The sequence below is a fragment of the Thiohalobacter sp. IOR34 genome, from assembly GCF_030406045.1.
Lineage (GTDB): Bacteria > Pseudomonadota > Gammaproteobacteria > Thiohalobacterales > Thiohalobacteraceae.
Window position 1 is genome coordinate 636,856 of record NZ_CP128988.1, and the last position, 17,583, is coordinate 654,438.

Consider the following 17,583-nt stretch of genomic DNA (forward strand, 5'->3'; position numbering starts at 1 on the left):
CATTATTTACTCTCCTGTTGCAAATAAATTACTTGAAGGCCTAACGTTTCACATCACCGGCAGCAAAAAGCAGAGCGAGGAACGAGCGGCGCTTTTTGCTGTCCGAGTGAATGTGATTGTTAGGGCATCGACTTACATATATCATGGGGCTAACCAATCTCTATCAGGGCGCGCCAATTGCCTTGCATTGTTGTACGCCATATCCAGCGTTAAACATGTTGAAGCCCTGTAAAAATCAGAGAACCTCTCTACAACTAAAGCCAAGTCGGCCTTTGATGGGTTCGTCAGACTCAAAGGCAATAGAAGCTGTATACTTCCCTGGTAATACTGCGGGATAGCTGTTTTATAATTTCTCTTGACTCTTTCTATAGCAGAATCAATTGCACCTTTTACAATATTCTGCAACCCATACGGATTCATTGTCTGCAGATCGGAAGGAAACCTATCAATGTTATCCGCAACAACATGCTCTACATTTATTCTCAGTTCTTTACGAGTATCGAATACTAAGACCGATGGGTCATCAAAATAATGGGGCATTTCTGGCAATGAAGAAAACCTGTTCAATTCCCATTCACCTTTCCGGGCGAATTTTTTGAAATGCCAGTAAGGATCAGAATCCTCCAGCTTATTCCTTTCAAACACTAGGAAGATTGGCTCTTGGCTGGAGGTAATTAGCCCGCAATTCCAACAACAAAACTCTTCATCTGGAGTGACAGCTATCTTTTTCTCTTCAGCCACTCTTCTATAGGTGTATGTTACATAGTTACGCAGCACCGGATGATCATGGGAAGATGTCATATTCTTATAATCCCAGTCTTCCGGCTCAGCCATCTTGGCAAGAAACTCGATATTCTCATCAAATTTTGGCATCAACGCGAAATCACGGAAAAGTTCTGGGAAGTCATACGGCTTTCTCTTTGTCATATATTGCCTCTTTTTGCTCTTCTTGCCCTAACGATAAGGGTAACTGGCTGGCAATGAAGCGCAGCGGAATTGCCAGTCCATGTTGACCCGCTTGTTAGATGCATAGCTTCTCAGCACGTAAATTTGTTTCATTATATTCCCAGAATTCAACATCACATGGAACTAAATGCTTGTATGTTCGTAAATAATACTGCGCCAATGTTTCTTTTCTTTTTTCGCTAAAGTCGTACAAAACAAACATGATTTTTCGGAAGCCCTTTGGTGCGGCCACGAAATAATACATAGCCTCATTCCAAACTGTTAGCTTTGCACTTGGCACATTGGCTCCGGATGTCCATTTGTGCGACTTGCACTCAACTATTATTTTTTGTTCGATACTTCCCAAGTCAAATGCATGTTCCTTTTTTATGCCTTCTATCCCAACTTGCACTTTAACATTGCGTTCCAGCGTTAATCCTTCACTCTTAAAGAACTCCAATGCTGTTAATTCAAAATCATTGCCGACATGTGCATTTGATCTTGATCCTATTCTTTGGAACGGCTTACTCATATTTCCCTTTTGCATCTAACGCCGAGCTAAGGGGACGCGCGTTTTTTGCGCGTTCCCGCTTTAGCGCCTTGTTGGGCGGCAGCCATTACTTTATGGTTGCCGCCTGATTTAATGTGCGTGCTGAGCCAGGAACTCTCAGCGCATACTGGTTATTGTGTTTGCAGAAAGCACTGGCAGAAACATAGAAATAAATGCTTTTTGCTTTTAATCAGCTTTTGCCTTTTATTCGTGTTTCTCCTTTGCAGCATGCAAATAAACCATTTTTTTAGTTTTTTTGATCTTGCCGCTATTATTTTCGAGTTGGCAATATCCTTTTGTTTTTTGTTGCGCCCAACGCTATGCTCACTGGTAGAAAAAAGCAAAGCGAGGAACGAGCGACGCTTTTTTCTGTCCAGTGGAGCTATTTGTTAGGGCTGCTTGATTCTATAATTTTCATGATTTCGCGGTATTGTTTTCGGCTTTCTTCCAATTTTTCGCTGTCAAAGTCGGCAATCAGCTTAATACACAAAGAACGAAGTTGGTCATCAGCGCCAGCGCGAAGCCAATGATCTGGATACAAATAGAGACCCTTGGTTAAATTTGTACCCAATTCTTTGTATTTTTCTTGCAGCATTCCTGAAACCATTTGATTGTTAAATGTAGAAAGAATGACGACTGAAAGTATTACGCCGCTTGTGTATCCGCCTTTAGTTGAAACCTCCATGGCAAGAATGCTTAGCTCCCAATCTGCCCCTTCGTCTACAAGAGTGACATCTTGTAGAGACCGCAACTCTCTCTTAATGTAACTTTCAACTTGCCCCTTTATGTTGTCATCAGCCGAAACGGTTACTTTCACTTTTGCAGAAAATTGATTCGCACTACCCTGTGCTGCTCTTGCCACATTTCCAAAAAGGATAATTAGAATAATCGCCGGTAATAGAAAACCGACATGTTTGATATTTCGCACCGTTCTTCTCCTATTGCGCCCTAACAGTGTGTATCTGGAAAACTTCCATGTTTAAACACGGAAACTTTCCATATAGTCCCTCAGGACAATTTCCGTACGAGTCAATCTATTTCCACGAAGCTAGCGCGTCTTTTGGGTTATATCAATAGAATATCGCAGATTTTCCTGTTGGGTTTCTTCCGGAGGCCTGTAGTCAGGATTCGTAAATTACGGGAGTTTCCATCTAGCCCGCATATTGCACGAAGACGGCCCGCATGATCGGCATGCAGGCTGGTAAATGGGGCGGGAACTCGTAACCCGGCTTTGTGCCTGTTCGATCGACTCCGGGCATTGCCCGCCGTGGATCCCCCGATCGCGGCCTGGAGGCCGCTCCTACGGGGCATGGCGGCACAATGTGTTGGCGTAGGAGCGGTCTTCAGGCCGCGATCGAGGCGCAAGGGGTACCACACCCTGCTCGCCACGATTGCCTAATCCGGATATTGCACCAAGGATTCGATGCTCAGGGCGAGGCTGGCAAGGCAGCTTGGCCGATCGCCCGCAGAAGCATAGCCATAGCTATGGTTCAATGGGGATCGGCCAGGATGCGCAGCCAGATGCGTCCTGACATCGAATAGGCACAAAGTGTACCCCGCCACGAGGGCCTATTTGCGAGCCTCCTGGCCTTGTATACCAGCCTGCACTCCGATCATGCGCGCCGCTTTGGTGCAATAGCCGGGCTAGCTAGGCCGCGAGCTGGCGGGCCATGGCGTCCAGGGCGTCGCGGCCGTCCAGCACTCCGGCGGTGAGCGTGCGGGCCTCGGACGGGGTCAGGCCGAGGGCATTGAGCAGCATGACCGGGGGTTCGCCTTCGGCGCCTTCGCCGATGCCGTGGCCGCGGAGCAGTGTATCGACCAGCAGGGTGAGGTTGGCGTACAGGGCGTGATCGCCGGCGTAGGCCTCGTTGTGGTGCTCGCGGCAGGCGACCGCAACCGCCTCGGGCATGTCCCAGGCCTGCATCAGCCAGCTTCCGGTCTCGGTGTGTGGCGCGCCCGTCAGACGCTTCTCGATCAGGGTCACGGGGACATGGGGGTTGGCGGCGACCAGCCGGTTGAGGAGGAAGAATTCGCTGCGGAACAGGTGGCCGCAGAGCAGGAAGCCGAAGTTGTGCAACAGGCCGCAGAGATAGGCGACGCCGGGATTGATGGCCAGTTGGCCGCGCACCGCGCTGGCCAGGGTCTGGGCCAGGGCCGCGCTGTAGGTGGCGTGTTGCCAGAAGGCCTGCAGGCCGAGCGGGCCGTCGGCCGGGTTGCGGAAGGTGCGGCTGGCGGCCAGTCCCAGGGCCATGTTGAGCACCGTCTCGAAGCCGAGCACCCGTGCGGTGGCTTGCTCCAGGGTGTCGACCTTGCCCTGAAAGTTGAACAGGGCGGAGCGTGCATAGCGGATGATCTGCGCTGTCAGGCTGGGATCGGCCTGGATGACATCGGTCAGGTCACGCACCGTGGCGTTGGGGTCGTTGCGGACCCGCAGCAGTCGGCGGGCCATCTCCGGCATGGCCGGCAGACGCTCGATGGATTCGATCTGGCGGCGCAGTTCGGCGGCCGGACGCAGGGCTTCCAGCGGATGGTTGCGCTCGAACTGGCCGGGCAGCAGGAAGTCGCGTGGATCGCGGCTCTCCAGCACGGCCAGGGAGCGGGAGATGGCCAGGGTCGCGCTGGCGGCATGCAGGGTCTGGAACTGGTCTCCCGGCATGCAGGCCAGGCAGTTGTGGTAGCCCGGCTCGAAGCAGACCTCGCCCGCCTGCAGCAGGGTCTCGTCCACCACGGTCTCGACGCCGTAGGGTTCGCCGAGCGGGGGCACGGAGCCGGTCTCGCAATCGCTGAAGGTGGCATTCACCACCGGGGGCGGCGCCGGCTGCAGGCTGCGCCCGAAGTGCTGTTGCAGGGCATGGAAGTCGATCAGCCGTTCGGCCGGCAACACGGCCAGCAGCAGGCCGCGCCCGTCCTGCAGCAGCACACCCCGCACCAACTGCTGTTGCTGCAGGCCGCTGGCGGCGGCTGCCTCGTACAGGGTCCGGGTCGGGGTGTGTGGACGCAGTTCGAAGCGGGTCCTGTGTCGTTCCAGGAAGGTCTGGAGCCTGTTGGCCAGCTGCATGTGGGGCTTCCTGTCGTTGACGTCCGTTCAGATTAGGCGGCACCGGCGTGGTGAAATGCGCAGCGGATCACATTTTCACGACCGGGCGGCGGGTTTGATGTCGAAATCGGCCCATACCGGGCAGTGGTCCGAGGGCTTCTCCATGGCGCGGATGTCGTAGGCGATACCGGCGTCGAGACAGCGCTTCGCCAGCGGAGGGGTGGTGAGGATCAGGTCGATGCGCAGGCCGCGCTTGGGGTCGCGCTCGAAGCCGCGGCTGCGGTAGTCGAACCAGCTGAAGCGGTCGTCGACCTCCGGGTGGCACTGGCGGAAGCTGTCGACCAGGCCCCAGTCGAGCAGGCGCTGGTACCATTCGCGTTCCTCCGGCAGGAAGCTGCACTTGCCGGTGCGCAGCCAGCGCTTCCTGTTGTCCTCGCCGATGCCGATGTCGATGTCCAGCGGGGCGACGTTGAGATCGCCCATCACCACCAGATAGTCCTTGGGCGAAAACTCGGTCTCCAGGTATTTCAGCAGGTCGGCGTAGAACCTGCGCTTGGCCGGGAACTTGGTCTCGTGACTGCGGTTCTCGCCCTGCGGGAAGTAGCCGTTGATGACGGTGAGGCGCTTGCCGCCCGCCAGGGCGAAGGTGCCGCGGATCAACCGGCGCTGTGCCTCCTCGCCATCGAAGGGGAAGCCACGGCTGACCTCCAGCGGCATTTGCCTGGACAGCAGGGCCACCCCGTAATGGCCCTTCTGGCCGTGATAGTGGGCATGGTAGCCGAGGGCCTGGATGTCCTGTTCCGGAAATTCCTCGTCGCGTACCTTGGTCTCCTGGATGCCGATGATGTCCGGGTCGTAGTTTTCGGCCAGGGCCTGCAACTGGTGGCGGCGGGCGCGAATGCCGTTGGTGTTGAAGGAGACGAGGCGCATAGGGGGGAAGAGCTCCGGGGGTTCTGCGGAAGCCCCCATTCTAACCGAGTGCCGCGGTCCGCCATAGCTCGCGGTGCCCGGAGCGTTCGGGTACCATCGGTCCTCCCCCCGGCATGGCGGTGAACGGCGATGAACCAGCCTCTTGCTTCACGGCAGAAAGCCCTCCTGGAGCGACTGATTGCGCTTGCCCGGCGCCTCTATGCCGAGACGGCGGATTTCCGCGAACGGCCCGATCAGCTCCAGTTGTGGTACAACCGTGGCTATGCCAACGGCATGCTCGACGCGCTGCAGGCGCTCGGACACGGGGCGGCCCTGGATGCCGGACTCGAGCCCGATGGCGATGATCCCACCGAGGGCCAGGCGCTGCTCGGCTGGGGACAGGCCTACCGCCACGGCTGGGAGACCGGCCGGCGGGAGGCGCTGGAGGTGATGGAGTCGGCCCCCTGAGGGGCGCCGCCCGGGAGTGACCATCATGGGACAACAGACGAGCGGACGTTTCATCGGCCGGCTGAACCGTTATCTGCTGGCCGGCATCTTCACCGCCATCCCGATCTGGGTCACCTGGCTGATCATCGAGTTCTTCGTCCGCCAGCTGTCCAGTCTCGGCCGTCCCTGGGTCCAGGGGGTGGCCCGGGTGGTCGAGCCCCTCTGGCCGACGCTGGCGCGCTGGTTGCTGGAGCCCTGGTTCCAGTCGACCCTGGCCGTGTTCTTCACCCTGCTCAGCCTCTCTCTCCTCGGCTGGGTGGCGACCCGGGTGATCGGTCGCAAGCTGATCGGCCTGTTCGATGCCGTCATCGAGCGCATCCCCTTCGTGCACAAGGTCTACGGCGCCACCAAGCAGCTGATCTCGGTGATCCAGCAGAAGCCGGAGGGGACCCACCGGGTGGTGTTGATCGAGTTCCCCTCGGCGGAGATGAAGGCTGTCGGTTTCGTGATGCGCACCCTCACCGACGAGGTGACGGGTGAGGAGCTGGCCGCCGTCTATGTGCCGACCACGCCGAATCCGACCTCCGGCTACCTGGAGATCGTGCCCATGGAGCGGCTGGTGGCCACCGACTGGAGCATGGACGAGGCGATGACCTTCATCATCTCCGGCGGCGCCGTTGCCCCGAGCCACTTCCGTTACCGGCAGTCCGACAGCGGGGGTGAATGAAGGCGCGTGGCCCGAGAATGACAGCGCCTGCCGGGCCCCGCGAGCGCTATGCGCTGGACCTGCGGCGCGGTGATTTCCTCCCCGACCCGGCGCAGGCCGAGGCGGTGGAACAGCTCCAGCAGTTGTACGAGGCGCTGCTGACGGCAGCCCCCGGCCGCTGGTGGCAGCGGCTCCTCGGCCGCCGGCCGCCGCCCTTGCCCGGCCTCTATCTGTGGGGCGGGACGGGCCGTGGCAAGACCTACCTGATGGACAGTTTCCACGACTGTCTGCCCTTCACCGAAAAGCGGCGGGTCCATTTCCACCGTTTCATGCAGGACATCCATGCCGAGCTGCGCCGGCTGCCGAAGACCCCGAATCCCCTGGCCCTGATCGCCCGCCGCCTGGCCGCCGAGGTGCGGGTGCTCTGCGTGGACGAGTTCCACGTTCACGACATCGCGGACGCCATGCTGCTCGGCGGCCTGCTGCAGGCGATGTTCGAGCGGGGCATCGTCCTGGTTGCGACCTCCAACGTGGCCATCGACGACCTCTATCTGGACGGGCTGCAGCGCGACCGCTTCCTGTTCGCCATCGAGCTGCTGCAGCGGCATACCCGGAGCGTCCGCCTGGCCGGCGAACAGGACTTCCGTTTCCGCCGGGACCAGGCCGGCAGCGCCTATCGCTGCCTGCAGGGGGCGGCGGCGGAGGCCTTTCTGGAACAGCTCCTGGCCGAGGCTGGGGTCAGCCCGGGCGGCGGCGTCTTTCCGGGGCGGCATCGGCGCATCCCGGTGCGAGCCATGGGTGAGGGTATCGCCTGGTTCGATTTTGCCGCGCTGTGCGAGGCGCCGCTCTGGGCGGCGGACTATCTGGACCTTGCCCAGTCCCTGGACACCCTGCTGCTAGGCGGCGTGCCCCAGATGGGCGAGGAGAAGGACGATGCGGCCAAGCGTTTCATGCACCTGGTGGATGCGCTCTACGACCAGCGGGTCAGGCTGGTGTTGACCGCCGAGGTGCCGGCGGAGCAGCTCTATACCGGCCGCTATCTGCGTTTCGCCTTTCGGCGCACCGTCAGCCGGTTGGCCGAGATGGACAGTCGAAACTATCAGCCTGTCGGACAGGAAAAAGGGGCCTCACCCGCCGGGTGAGGCCCCTTTGTCGTCAGCCGCGGGTTCAGACGCAACCGGTGGGCTTGGGCAGTGCCCCCCACTTGCAGATCAGCTTCATCGGCCCCTTCTTGAAGGTGTCGTAGAGATCCTTGGAACTCACGTTGAGGGCCTTGGCGAACTTGCGGATCGGCGGCACCACGCCGTCTTCCTCGTACATGCGGCGGGCCTCGCGGATGTAGTTCAGCATCTCGTCGGTCAGCTCGTAGCCGTCCATGCGGGCCAGTTCGCGGGCGACGTCCTCGTTCCAGTCGTCACGGTTGACGAGAAAGCCTTCGCCGTCGAGTTCGAGCTTGAGTTCAGCAGTTGCGTTCATCAGGGTATTTCCTCATTGCATTTGGGATGGTGGATGGGTGGCAGGCGCGGGTCCTGCGTTCGGGATCCTTTTGGCCTGCCGCGCCGGGAGTCGTGTCTGTAAAGTTGAGTAATTTTATCAAGTATTGGGTGGCCACGTCCAGAAAAATCTTTTCCGGGCCTCCCGGCGGGCGGAACTGTGAGCCAGGGCCGGGCGCCGCCGCGGGCCAGGGACTACACTGGGGATCCTGGGTAATGCGGCTGACCGCCCGGTGGCCCTGTCTGGAGAGGAGGACGACGCTCATGATTGCAATCAGGGGATGTTCCCGGCGCCTGCTGCTGGCAGCAGGACTCGGTCTTGCCACCCTGGTCCAGGCCGGGGAAGGGGTGGGTGAGAAACCGGAGGGCTGGGTCGCCCGGGCCCAGTTCACCCGCGGCATCGAGAACCGCGAACCGGTCGATGAGGTGGTGATCCTCGGCAACGACGAGACCGAGATCTATTTCTTTACCGAGCTGCGCCGGCTTGCGGGCCACACCGTGACCCACCGCTGGGAATACCGCGGGCAGGTGATGGCCGAGGTGCCGTTCAAGGTCGGCGGGCCGCGCTGGCGGGTGTATTCGCGCAAGACGCTGCGGCCCGGGCAGACCGGTACCTGGACGGTGGTGGTGGTGGACGAATCGGGCTGGCCGCTGCAGGCCAGTGTCTTCAAGTATCAGGATGCGGCGCGGCCGGTGGAGGGCGAGGGGCGGGTTGGCCTGCCGCCTGCGCCGCCGGTCGAGGAGCAGCAGGCGCCGGCCGAGACGCCCCGGGAACCCTCCATGTCTCCGAACTTGCCCGCGTCCCGGGAGAGTTCCCAGGAGAGTCAAGGGACTCAGGACACTCAGAACACTCAGGAGACTCAGGAGACTCAGGAGACTCAGGAGACTCAGGAGACTCAGGAGACTCAGGAGACTCAGGGGGCGGGCGAGGCTCCCGGGGACTGAGGCGCATTCCCTGGCACGGGGCCGGGGGCTGAGGGCGGCCGGGTGGTGGCGGTCGGCGTTTCGGGCAGGGCCGCTGGCGGGGCGCTGCGCTCCAGAGCGGTGAGACGTTGCTCCAGGCGGCGGATGGCCGCTGCCTTCAGGCGCTGTTCCTCGGCCGCAATGGCCCTCCGCCAGGCCTGCAGCTCGGCCGGGTCCGGCGCCGGGGCGGCCGTCTGCCGGGGTGCCGGCTGCAGGGGTGTGGCGGGCGCGGTGGCCGACGCCGTCTCTGTCGCCGTGGTGGTGACAGCGCTCATCCGCTGCAGCCAGCCGCGGCCCCAGTCGCCGGCCTGGACCGGCAGTTCGGTGAGGCGCTGGCGGATCTCCGGCGACTTGGCCGTGAAATAGGTGGTGGCGGCCCCCAGGCCGGCGCCGGTGGCCACGATCAGTGCAATCAGCAGGCTGCGCCCGCGCCCACTGTGCCGGGGGGCGGCGGGTTTCGGCCGGTTCGGGGCCGATCGCTGGTCAGCCGCGGCAGTCGAGGGCGCGGGATCGGCGGAGGCCAGTTCGAAATCGGCGCGGCCGGTGCCGATGCGAGGTCGCGGGCTGCCGGTGAGCAGGGCGATCTCGAAATCGGTGGCCGTCCCCTGGGGGCGGCCGGCCGGCGGGGGCGGCAGGGGGTCGCCCGGTGACCAGCAGCGACGTTCCCGCAGTTCCCGGCGGGTGAGTTCCAGGCGCAGGCGCTCGAGTTCCTGTGCGGCCTTGCGCTCCATGCGTTCGGCCGCGGCGATGCGCTGCTGGGCGGCCTGGTGGGTGGAAGAGGAGAGCTGGATCTCCTGCGCGGCCTGTTCCCGTACCTGACGGGCGGTCTCTAGCAGGTGTTCCAGTTCCCGCAGCCGCGCCTCGCCCCGGGCGGTCCCTTCTGCCAGAGGGGCATCCTCGCCGCTGAGGCGGTTGCCCAGGCTGTAGATCTTGGCACTGCGTGGCTGCATGTCGGCTTGTCTTTGCTCCGGCGATTCGGTCGCGGGTTGCCTGCTAGGGCCTGTGAACACCACCCAATGGGGTAGTGTTCACAGGCCCTAGTCTAACGGTGGCCGGCGGCGGGTCCGAGGACACAGGTCGCAGTGGCGTTGCCAACCGGCCCACAGTTCGGGATGCTGCCGCCCCAGTCCTAGCAGCCTGTCGGACTCAGGACTGATCTACTGTGCTGGTGGTAGAGCGGCCCAAATATCCCCGATTTCTCGTTGCGTAGGTCCACTATGCGCCTCGAAATCGTGAACATTTGTGCTCGCTCTACCACCATGCTCGCTACGATCGCCTAAGTCCGACAGGCTGCTAGGCTCCCTCATGGTGTATCGGTGGCCGGCGCCCCTGCCTTGAGCGCCGCTGTCCGTCCTGTGACCGATTTGACGAAGCGGACGGCAGGCCGCAGAGTATGTTTCAACCGTAATGGCAAGAAGGAAAAGTACCCATGGCATCCACTGTGGACGAATTGAGCATCGAGTATGAGGAAGACGGGCAGGTCCTGGTCAAGCAGCTGGACAAGGTGGTCCTGAGCAAGGGGGCCTGGTCGACGGTGATCTTCCGGTACCAGGACTGGGATCGCCGCAAGGAGGCCTATGGGCCGGACCGCTACACCATCCGCCGCTACCAGAAGCGCAACGGCGAGTACATCCAGAAGTCCAAGTTCAATATCTCCAGCCGGGATCAGGCCCGGGGTCTGATCGAGGCCCTGCAGAAGTGGGTCGACGCGGATTGAGAGCGGCCTCGAGCGGATGACATGGCGCGGATCGTGCAAGATCCACCTCGGGGCCGGTCGCCTGCCGGCCCGTGCCGCCAGCGAGGTCGGTCGTCATGCGCAGTTACATCCGTCATCCTTCCGAGATTCCCATCGAATTCCGTCCCGAGCAGGGCCGGACGCTGCAGCGCGAGGTGCTGAACAACGTCAGTTGCGGCGGGCTCTCCTTTCAGACACATAGCGCCGTCGAGCCCGGCAGTCTGCTGTGGCTCTGCATCCGCTGCGTCCGGCCGGTGTTCGAGGCCCGGGGGCGGGTCAGCTGGTGTCGCTGGCGCCGCGATCACTACGAGGTGGGTGTCGAGTTCATGGCGCCGGAGGACCGTTACCGGGCGCGGATGGTGGAGCAGCTCTGCTACATCGAACGCTACCGGCGCGATGTCCTGCGGCGCGAGGGCCGCCGCCTCACCCCCGAACAGGCGGCGCACGAATGGATCGACAAGTACGCCCGCGACTTTCCTCCCATTCCCGCCACCCTGCCGGGGCACCCGGCCTGAACGGCAATACCGCCCCGGTCGGCAGGGGGTGACGGCCATTGACACGGGCCATAAATCTAAATGATAATATTTATCGTTTAGATTGATTATGGAGGTCGATGGCTCATGGCATACAAACTGGGAATCCGCGCACTGCTGGCCGCTGTGCTGGTGGCGCTGGCGGGGGCCGCCTCGGCGGCCGAGATCGTCAACCTCTATTCGGCGCGCAAGGAGGCCCTGATCCGGCCCCTGCTCGACCGCTTCAGCGCCGAAACCGGTATCCAGGTGAATCTGGTCACCGGCAAGGCCGATGCCCTGCTGCAGCGGCTGCGCAGCGAGGGCCGCAACAGTCCCGCCGATCTGCTGTTGACCACCGACGCCGGCCGTCTCTACCGGGCCAAGAAGGCCGGGGTGCTGGCCGCGGTGCAGTCGGAGATCCTCGACAGCCGGGTGCCCGCCAATTACCGCGATCCGGAAGGTTACTGGTACGGGCTCTCGGTACGCGCGCGGCCGATCGTCTATGTGCGGGACCGGGTCGATCCGGCAGAGCTGTCGACCTACGAGGCGCTGGCCGAGCCCAAGTGGAAGGGCCGCATCTGCATCCGTTCCTCGAACAACATCTACAACCAGTCGCTGGTCGCCTCGATGATCGCCTCGCGCGGCGTCGAGGCCACCGAGGCCTGGGCTCGCGGGCTGGTGCGCAATCTGGCCCGGCCGCCGCGCGGTGGCGATCGTGACCAGATCCGCGCCGCGGCCGCTGGCCAGTGCGACCTGGCCGTGGTCAACACCTATTACCTGGCCATCATGCTGCACGACCCGGATCCCGCCCAGCAGGCGGCCGCCCGCCGGGTGGCGGTCTTCTGGCCCAACCAGGACGACCGTGGCACCCACGTCAACGTCAGCGGCATCGCCCTCACCAAGGCGGCCAGTCACCGCGAAGCGGCCGTCCGCCTGATGGAATACCTGAGTGGCGACGAGGCCCAGGCCTGGTATGCCAGCACCAACCACGAGTATCCCATCCGCCGGGGCATCGAGATCAGCGAGACCTTGAAGGCCTGGGGGACGTTCCGGGCCGACACCCTCAACCTCGACATGCTCGGCCGCTACAACGCCGAGGCGGTCCGGCTGATGGACCGCGCCGGCTGGAAGTGAGCGCCGGCCGCAGCGGCGGGGAGCGGCCCGCTTGAACGGGACAGTCGCCAGCCTGCCCTGGCCCCGCGCGATGCGCTGGCTGCCGGGCGGCTGGCGTGCCGCCCTGCTGCTGATCGCCCTGCTGGTGTCGTTGCCGGTGCTGGTGGTGGTCGGTTTCGTCTTCCAGCCGGCAGGGGAGGTGTGGCGCCATCTGGCGGATACCGTGCTCCGCGACTATGTGCTCAATTCCCTGCTGCTCATGGTCGGCGTCGGGATCGGCACCTTCCTGCTCGGCGTCTCCACGGCCTGGGTCTGCACCACCTGTGACTTCCCCGGCCGGCGCCTGTTCGAATGGGCCCTGTTGCTGCCGATGGCCATGCCGGCCTACATCATCGCCTATACCTACACCGGGATGCTGGATTTCGCCGGCCCGGTGCAGAGCGCCCTGCGCGCGCTGTTCGGCTGGGGCTACGGCGACTACTGGTTCCCGGAGGTCCGCTCCCTGGGGGGCGCTGTCGCCATGCTCTCGCTGGTGCTCTATCCCTATGTCTACCTGCTGGCCCGCGCCGCCTTCCTCGAACAGTCGGTCTGCGTGCTGGAGGTGAGCCGGACTCTCGGCGCCGGTCCCTGGCGTACCTTCTTGCGGGTGGCCCTGCCGCTGGCCCGCCCGGCGCTGATCACTGGCCTGTCGCTGGCGCTGATGGAGACCCTGGCCGACTACGGGACGGTGCAGTACTTCGGCGTCAGCACCTTCACCACCGGCATCTTCCGGACCTGGTTCGGTCTCGGCGATCCGGCCGCCGCCGCCCAGCTTTCCTCACTGCTGCTGCTGTTCGTCTTTGCCCTGGTGCTGATCGAGCGTGGCTCCCGGCGCCGGCTGCGCTATCACCATACCAGCAGCCGCCACCGCGCCCTGCCCCGCCACCGCCTGGAGGGCTGGCGGCTGGCCGTTGCCCTGCTGGTCTGCCTGATCCCCCTGGGACTGGGGTTTCTGCTGCCTGCCGGCCAGCTGCTGGCCTGGGCGATGCGCACCGCCTCGCGGGTGGTCGACGGGCGTTTCCTGGAGCTGGCCCTGAACAGCCTGCTGCTGGCCGCCGCCGCGGCCCTCATCGCCCTGCTGCTGGGGTTGATCATGGCCTATGGCCGGCGCCTGCACGGCAACTGGCTGAGCGCCGCTGCGGTGCGTGTCGCCGGACTGGGCTATGCGGTGCCGGGGACGGTGATCGCGGTCGGCGTGCTGATTCCCTTCGCCTGGCTGGACAATGCGCTCGATGGCTGGATGCGGGCCCGCTTCGGTATCTCCACCGGGCTGCTGCTGTCCGGTACCCTGACGGCCCTGCTGTTCGCCTACACGGTGCGCTTTCTTGCCGTGTCCCTGCAGACGGTGGAGGCCGGCCTGGGCAAGATCCGTCCGAGCATGGACGAGGCGGCGCGTTCCCTGGGGCTGGGGCCGGGGCGGGTGCTGAAACGGGTGCATCTGCCGCTGCTGCGCGGCAGCCTGCTGACCGCGCTGCTGCTGGTGTTCGTCGACGTGCTCAAGGAGCTGCCGGCCACCCTGATCCTGCGGCCGTTCAACTTCAACACCCTGGCGGTGCGCGCCTACGAGCTGGCCTCGGACGAGCGGCTGGCCGATGCGGCCAGCGCCTCGCTGGCCATCGTGCTGGCCGGCATCGTTCCGGTTATCCTTCTCAGTCAGAGCATCAAGCGCGGGCGCCCCGGTCATGGCTAGCGTGAACGAACTTCGAGTTGAAATACAAGGGCGAGATGGCCATGAAAGGCACGCCTGGGCGGGTTACGGTTTGTGCCTGTCCGATTTCAGGCCGAATCGGGCCTCGCATCCTGGGCGATCCCCCTCAAACCATGACGACGGCCATGCTTTTTCGGCCGATCACCCAGGCTGCTTTGCTGGCTTTGTCCTGAGAACCGAATCCTGGGTGCACTATGCGGGCTAGACTCCTGGAGGTCGACAACTGCGTCCTCGGCTACGGGGACACCCTGGTCGTGAAGGGCGTCTCCTTCCAGCTGGAGGCCGGTCGCATCGGCTGTCTGCTCGGCCCCAGCGGCTGTGGCAAGACCACCCTGCTGCGGGCCATCGCCGGCTTCGAACAGCCGCGGGAAGGCGAGATCCGCATGCGCGGTCAGGTGGTCAGCCATGCCGGCTGGGCACTGCCGCCGGAACAGCGCCGGGTGGGCATGGTGTTTCAGGACTTTGCGCTCTTTCCCCACCTCAGCGTGCGCGACAACGTCGGCTTCGGTCTGCACCACCTGTCGGAACGCGAACGCCGGGCGCGGGTCGCCGGCCTGCTGGAACTGATCGGTCTGGAGGCGCATGCCGGCGCCTACCCGCACCAGCTGTCCGGCGGCCAGCAGCAGCGGGTCGCCGTGGCCCGGGCCATTGCGCCGCGCCCGGAACTGCTGCTGCTCGACGAGCCCTTCTCCAGCCTCGACGTCGAGCTGCGTGAGCAGATGGCGCGTGAGGTGGGCGAGATCCTCCGCCAGGAGGAGATCACCGCCATCCTGGTCACCCATGACCAGTACGAGGCCTTTGCCATGGCCGACGAGATCGGCGTGGTCAGCGACGGCCGGCTGATGCAGTGGGACAGCGGCTACAATCTCTATCACCGGCCGGCCAACCGCTTCGTCGCCGATTTCATCGGCGAGGGCGAGATCATTCCGGGCACGGTGATCGACGAGGGGCAGGTGAGCTGCGAGCTGGGACGCATCGCCGGGCGGGTGCCGGCGGGCTGCGGGGCCGGCTGCGAGGTCGACCTGCTGGTCCGGCCCGACGACATCCAGCACGACGACGCCAGCGAGCTGCGTGCCGAGATCCTGGCCAAGGCCTTCCGCGGTTCGGAGTTTCTCTATACCCTGCGCCTGGAGAGTGGCACCCGGCTCCTCTGTCTGGCGCCCAGTCACCACGATCACGCCATCGGCGAATCGATCGGCATCCGTCCGGAGATCGATCACCTGGTGATGTTCCGCCGCTGAGCGCCGTCTTGTCCGGGAGAGGCCGATGACCGAATTTCCCCTGCACTTCGTTGGCAACATCAGCACCCAGAGCGTGGTCCGGGACAAGGTGGTGCGCCTGAAATACGCCCTCTTCGAGCAGGGCTCGGAGCGGGTGCTGGCCTACCGCGACGATCTCTGGTATCTGCACGGCGGCTATGGCGGCGCCTTCCCCAAGATCGAGCAGGCGCTGGAGGGCTACGGCGTGGGGGCGCGGCTGGAGGTCACCCTGAGTCCGGAGGAGGGCTATGGAGAGCAGGATCCGGCGCTGGTGATCAGCCTGCCGCTGGAGGCCGTCCCGCCCGAGGCGCGGCATGTCGGGGCCCGGCTGGACGGCGAGGCGCCCGATGGCCGGGTGCTGTCCTTCACCGTCACCGCCGTGGAGGGCGAGCGGCTGACCGTCGACGGCAACCATCCGCTGGCCGGCAAGTCGCTGCGCTTCGTGCTGGAGATCCTGGCCATCCGCGACGCCACGGCCGAGGAGCTGGCCGCCGGCTACGCCTTCCCGGACGAGCCCCCGGCATCGCCCGCCGACTGACGGGGCCGGAATGCCAGGGCGGCGGAGTTGATGCAGTAGCGCAGGCCGTCCGGCGGCGGGCCATCCGGGAACAGATGGCCGAGATGGGCATCGCAGCGCGCACAGCGGACCTCGGTACGGCACATGCCATGGGATCTGTCCTGCCGCTGCCGGAGGGCACCATCCGCGGCGCGGCTGAAGCTGGGCCAGCCGCTGCCGGAATCGTATTTGTGGCGGGAATCGAACAGCAGGGCGTCGCAGCAGACGCAGTGATAGCAGCCGTCGCCCTTGAAGTCGTGGTAGCGGCCGGAGAAGGGCGGCTCGGTGCCGCCGCAGCGGGTGACGCGGTACTGTTCCGGATCGAGTTCGCGCCGTCTGCGCCAGCTGTGTCCCTCGCCCATGGGATCAGTCGACGCAGACCAGCACGTCGTCACCCTCGATGCGTACCGGGTAGGTGCGCAGGGGTTCGGTGGCCGGTGCCTCCCGGGGTTCGCCGGTGCGCACGTTGAAGCGGCTGCCGTGCAGGGTGCAGGAGACGCAGTCGCCGTGCAGCGCGCCGAGGTAGAGCGAGGAATCCTCGTGGGTGCACAGCTCGTCGGTGGCGAAGATCTCGCCGTCGACGTTGGCCAGCAGGATGCGCCGCCCGCCGATCCGGGCCCGGGCCAGCTGGCCGGGCGGGATCTCGGCGAGGCTGGCCGCGCGGACGAAGTGGTCTGCCATCAGGAAACTCCTCTTGCTGCGGTCAGGCGCGCAGTGTGCACCGCTCGCCGGGTGCCGTCCAGACACCCCGGTTTTCAGGATCGGGGCGGGCGGTCGATGCAGTGCCCAGGACAGCCGGGGATTTGTGGAGATCATGGCAGAGCGTCATTCCAACCTGCGTCGCCTGCGCGTCGCCTTCCTGTTGCTGGTGCTGGTGGCGGTCGGGGGGCAGCAGTGGCTGGGGCGGCTGCGCGTCACCGCCTGGGACAGCCCGCTGTGGGTGGCGGTCTATCCGATCAACGGCGACGGCAGCGCTGCCGCGGCGCGCTACATCGCCGCCCTGAGCGACGCCAGTTTTGCCCCCATCGAGGTCTGGCTTGCCCGGCAGGCGAGGCGCTACGGCCTGGCGCTGGAGCAGCCGGTGACGGTGCGCCTGGCGCCGGAGGTGCATGCCCAGCCACCGCGGCCGCCTGCCGACGGCAATCCCTTCAGGGTGATGCTGTGGAGTCTGCAGATGCGTTTCTGGGCCTGGCGGACGGAGCAGCTCAGCGACGGGCCGCCGGCCAATATCAGCATGTTCGTCAAATACTTCGATCCGGCACGCCACCCGCGCCTGGAGCATTCGGTGGGCCTGCAGAAGGGGCTGCTGGGGGTGGTCAATGCCTATGCCTCGGGACGCATGGCGGGCCAGAACCAGGTGGTGATCACCCATGAGCTGCTGCACACCCTGGGGGCCAGCGACAAGTACGACATGCGCACGCTGCAGCCGATCTACCCCGACGGCTTTGCCGAGCCCGAGCGGCGGCCACGCTATCCGCAGCGGCTGGCCGAGATCATGGGCGGCCGTATCCCCCTTTCCCCCCGCGAGGCGCGCCAGCCGGGCCGGCTGGGGCGGACCCTGCTGGGGACGGCGACGGCGCGCGAGATCCGCTGGCCGGCGCCATAGCCACG

At 64.1% G+C, this 17,583-nt stretch carries 20 protein-coding genes; 11 read left to right on the forward strand and 9 right to left on the reverse strand.

Features of this window, described 5'->3' with window-relative positions:
- Positions 1–141: 141 nt before the first annotated feature.
- The 5 genes from QVG61_RS03045 to xthA form a co-directional block, all read right to left on the reverse strand.
- Positions 142–927 carry a DUF3825 domain-containing protein gene (locus QVG61_RS03045; RefSeq protein ID WP_289931852.1) on the reverse strand — a complete coding sequence of 262 codons (786 nt, stop codon included), beginning with the start codon at positions 925–927 and terminating at the stop codon, positions 142–144.
- A 94-nt stretch (positions 928–1,021) separates the two neighbouring features.
- Positions 1,022–1,477, reverse strand: a complete 456-nt coding sequence (locus QVG61_RS03050) for a hypothetical protein (protein ID WP_289931853.1) — start codon at positions 1,475–1,477, stop codon at positions 1,022–1,024.
- 400 nt (positions 1,478–1,877) lie between these two features.
- Entirely contained in the window at positions 1,878–2,423 is a 546-nt protein-coding gene (locus QVG61_RS03055) for a hypothetical protein (RefSeq protein ID WP_289931854.1), read from the reverse strand.
- Between the two features lie 720 nt (positions 2,424–3,143).
- Positions 3,144–4,553: an HDOD domain-containing protein gene (locus tag QVG61_RS03060; protein WP_289931855.1), complete on the reverse strand. Its 1,410-nt coding sequence runs from the start codon at positions 4,551–4,553 to the stop codon at positions 3,144–3,146.
- A 75-nt stretch (positions 4,554–4,628) separates the two neighbouring features.
- Positions 4,629–5,462: an exodeoxyribonuclease III gene (gene xthA, locus QVG61_RS03065; protein WP_289931856.1), complete on the reverse strand. Its 834-nt coding sequence runs from the start codon at positions 5,460–5,462 to the stop codon at positions 4,629–4,631.
- Positions 5,463–5,591: 129 nt separating this feature from the next.
- On the opposite strand from xthA, the gene QVG61_RS03070 reads away from it, so the two are divergent.
- Genes QVG61_RS03070 through zapE form a run of 3 tightly spaced genes read left to right on the forward strand, consistent with a single transcriptional unit; the run spans position 5,592 to position 7,736 of the window.
- A complete protein-coding gene (locus QVG61_RS03070) occupies positions 5,592–5,909 on the forward strand; it encodes a hypothetical protein (protein WP_289931857.1) in 318 nt (105 codons plus the stop codon).
- A gap of 25 nt (positions 5,910–5,934) precedes the next feature.
- Complete coding sequence (locus QVG61_RS03075) at positions 5,935–6,615, forward strand: DUF502 domain-containing protein (RefSeq protein WP_289931858.1); 681 nt, start codon at positions 5,935–5,937, stop codon at positions 6,613–6,615.
- A 17-nt stretch (positions 6,616–6,632) separates the two neighbouring features.
- The gene (gene zapE / locus QVG61_RS03080; RefSeq protein WP_289931859.1) at positions 6,633–7,736 is read left to right on the forward strand and encodes a cell division protein ZapE; all 1,104 of its coding nucleotides are present in this window, start codon (positions 6,633–6,635) and stop codon (positions 7,734–7,736) included.
- 25 nt (positions 7,737–7,761) lie between these two features.
- Here zapE and QVG61_RS03085 read toward each other — a convergent pair whose 3' ends face one another.
- A complete protein-coding gene (locus QVG61_RS03085) occupies positions 7,762–8,070 on the reverse strand; it encodes a TusE/DsrC/DsvC family sulfur relay protein (RefSeq protein ID WP_289931860.1) in 309 nt (102 codons plus the stop codon).
- A gap of 281 nt (positions 8,071–8,351) precedes the next feature.
- Between QVG61_RS03085 and QVG61_RS03090 the strand changes: the two genes are divergently transcribed.
- Entirely contained in the window at positions 8,352–9,032 is a 681-nt protein-coding gene (locus QVG61_RS03090; RefSeq protein ID WP_289931861.1) for a DUF2914 domain-containing protein, read from the forward strand.
- On the opposite strand, the gene QVG61_RS03095 is transcribed toward QVG61_RS03090, so the two are convergent.
- Positions 9,002–10,000, reverse strand: a complete 999-nt coding sequence (locus tag QVG61_RS03095) for a hypothetical protein (protein WP_289931862.1) — start codon at positions 9,998–10,000, stop codon at positions 9,002–9,004. The two genes, QVG61_RS03090 and QVG61_RS03095, sit on opposite strands and share 31 nt — an antisense overlap.
- A gap of 479 nt (positions 10,001–10,479) precedes the next feature.
- On the opposite strand from QVG61_RS03095, the gene QVG61_RS03100 reads away from it, so the two are divergent.
- The 6 genes from QVG61_RS03100 (at position 10,480) to QVG61_RS03125 (ending at position 15,954) form a co-directional block, all read left to right on the forward strand.
- Complete coding sequence (locus tag QVG61_RS03100) at positions 10,480–10,767, forward strand: hypothetical protein (RefSeq protein WP_289931863.1); 288 nt, start codon at positions 10,480–10,482, stop codon at positions 10,765–10,767.
- A 95-nt stretch (positions 10,768–10,862) separates the two neighbouring features.
- Positions 10,863–11,300 carry a PilZ domain-containing protein gene (locus QVG61_RS03105; RefSeq protein WP_289931864.1) on the forward strand — a complete coding sequence of 146 codons (438 nt, stop codon included), beginning with the start codon at positions 10,863–10,865 and terminating at the stop codon, positions 11,298–11,300.
- Positions 11,301–11,405: 105 nt separating this feature from the next.
- Positions 11,406–12,431: a Fe(3+) ABC transporter substrate-binding protein gene (locus QVG61_RS03110; protein ID WP_289931865.1), complete on the forward strand. Its 1,026-nt coding sequence runs from the start codon at positions 11,406–11,408 to the stop codon at positions 12,429–12,431.
- Positions 12,432–12,501: 70 nt separating this feature from the next.
- Positions 12,502–14,139 carry an iron ABC transporter permease gene (locus QVG61_RS03115; RefSeq protein ID WP_289932692.1) on the forward strand — a complete coding sequence of 546 codons (1,638 nt, stop codon included), beginning with the start codon at positions 12,502–12,504 and terminating at the stop codon, positions 14,137–14,139.
- 212 nt (positions 14,140–14,351) lie between these two features.
- Positions 14,352–15,398 (forward strand): ABC transporter ATP-binding protein, encoded by a 1,047-nt coding sequence (locus tag QVG61_RS03120; RefSeq protein WP_289931866.1) that lies wholly within the window; start codon positions 14,352–14,354, stop codon positions 15,396–15,398.
- 25 nt (positions 15,399–15,423) lie between these two features.
- On the forward strand, positions 15,424–15,954 hold the full coding sequence (locus QVG61_RS03125; protein ID WP_289931867.1) for an FKBP-type peptidyl-prolyl cis-trans isomerase: 531 nt from the start codon (positions 15,424–15,426) through the stop codon (positions 15,952–15,954).
- Here the strand turns inward: QVG61_RS03125 and msrB are convergent.
- The gene (gene msrB / locus QVG61_RS03130; RefSeq protein WP_289931868.1) at positions 15,912–16,334 is read right to left on the reverse strand and encodes a peptide-methionine (R)-S-oxide reductase MsrB; all 423 of its coding nucleotides are present in this window, start codon (positions 16,332–16,334) and stop codon (positions 15,912–15,914) included. The genes QVG61_RS03125 and msrB overlap by 43 nt on opposite strands.
- 4 nt (positions 16,335–16,338) lie before the next feature.
- Positions 16,339–16,653 (reverse strand): non-heme iron oxygenase ferredoxin subunit, encoded by a 315-nt coding sequence (locus QVG61_RS03135; protein WP_289931869.1) that lies wholly within the window; start codon positions 16,651–16,653, stop codon positions 16,339–16,341.
- 133 nt (positions 16,654–16,786) lie between these two features.
- Between QVG61_RS03135 and QVG61_RS03140 the strand changes: the two genes are divergently transcribed.
- Entirely contained in the window at positions 16,787–17,578 is a 792-nt protein-coding gene (locus QVG61_RS03140) for a hypothetical protein (protein WP_289931870.1), read from the forward strand.
- The last annotated feature ends 5 nt before the right edge of the window (positions 17,579–17,583 follow it).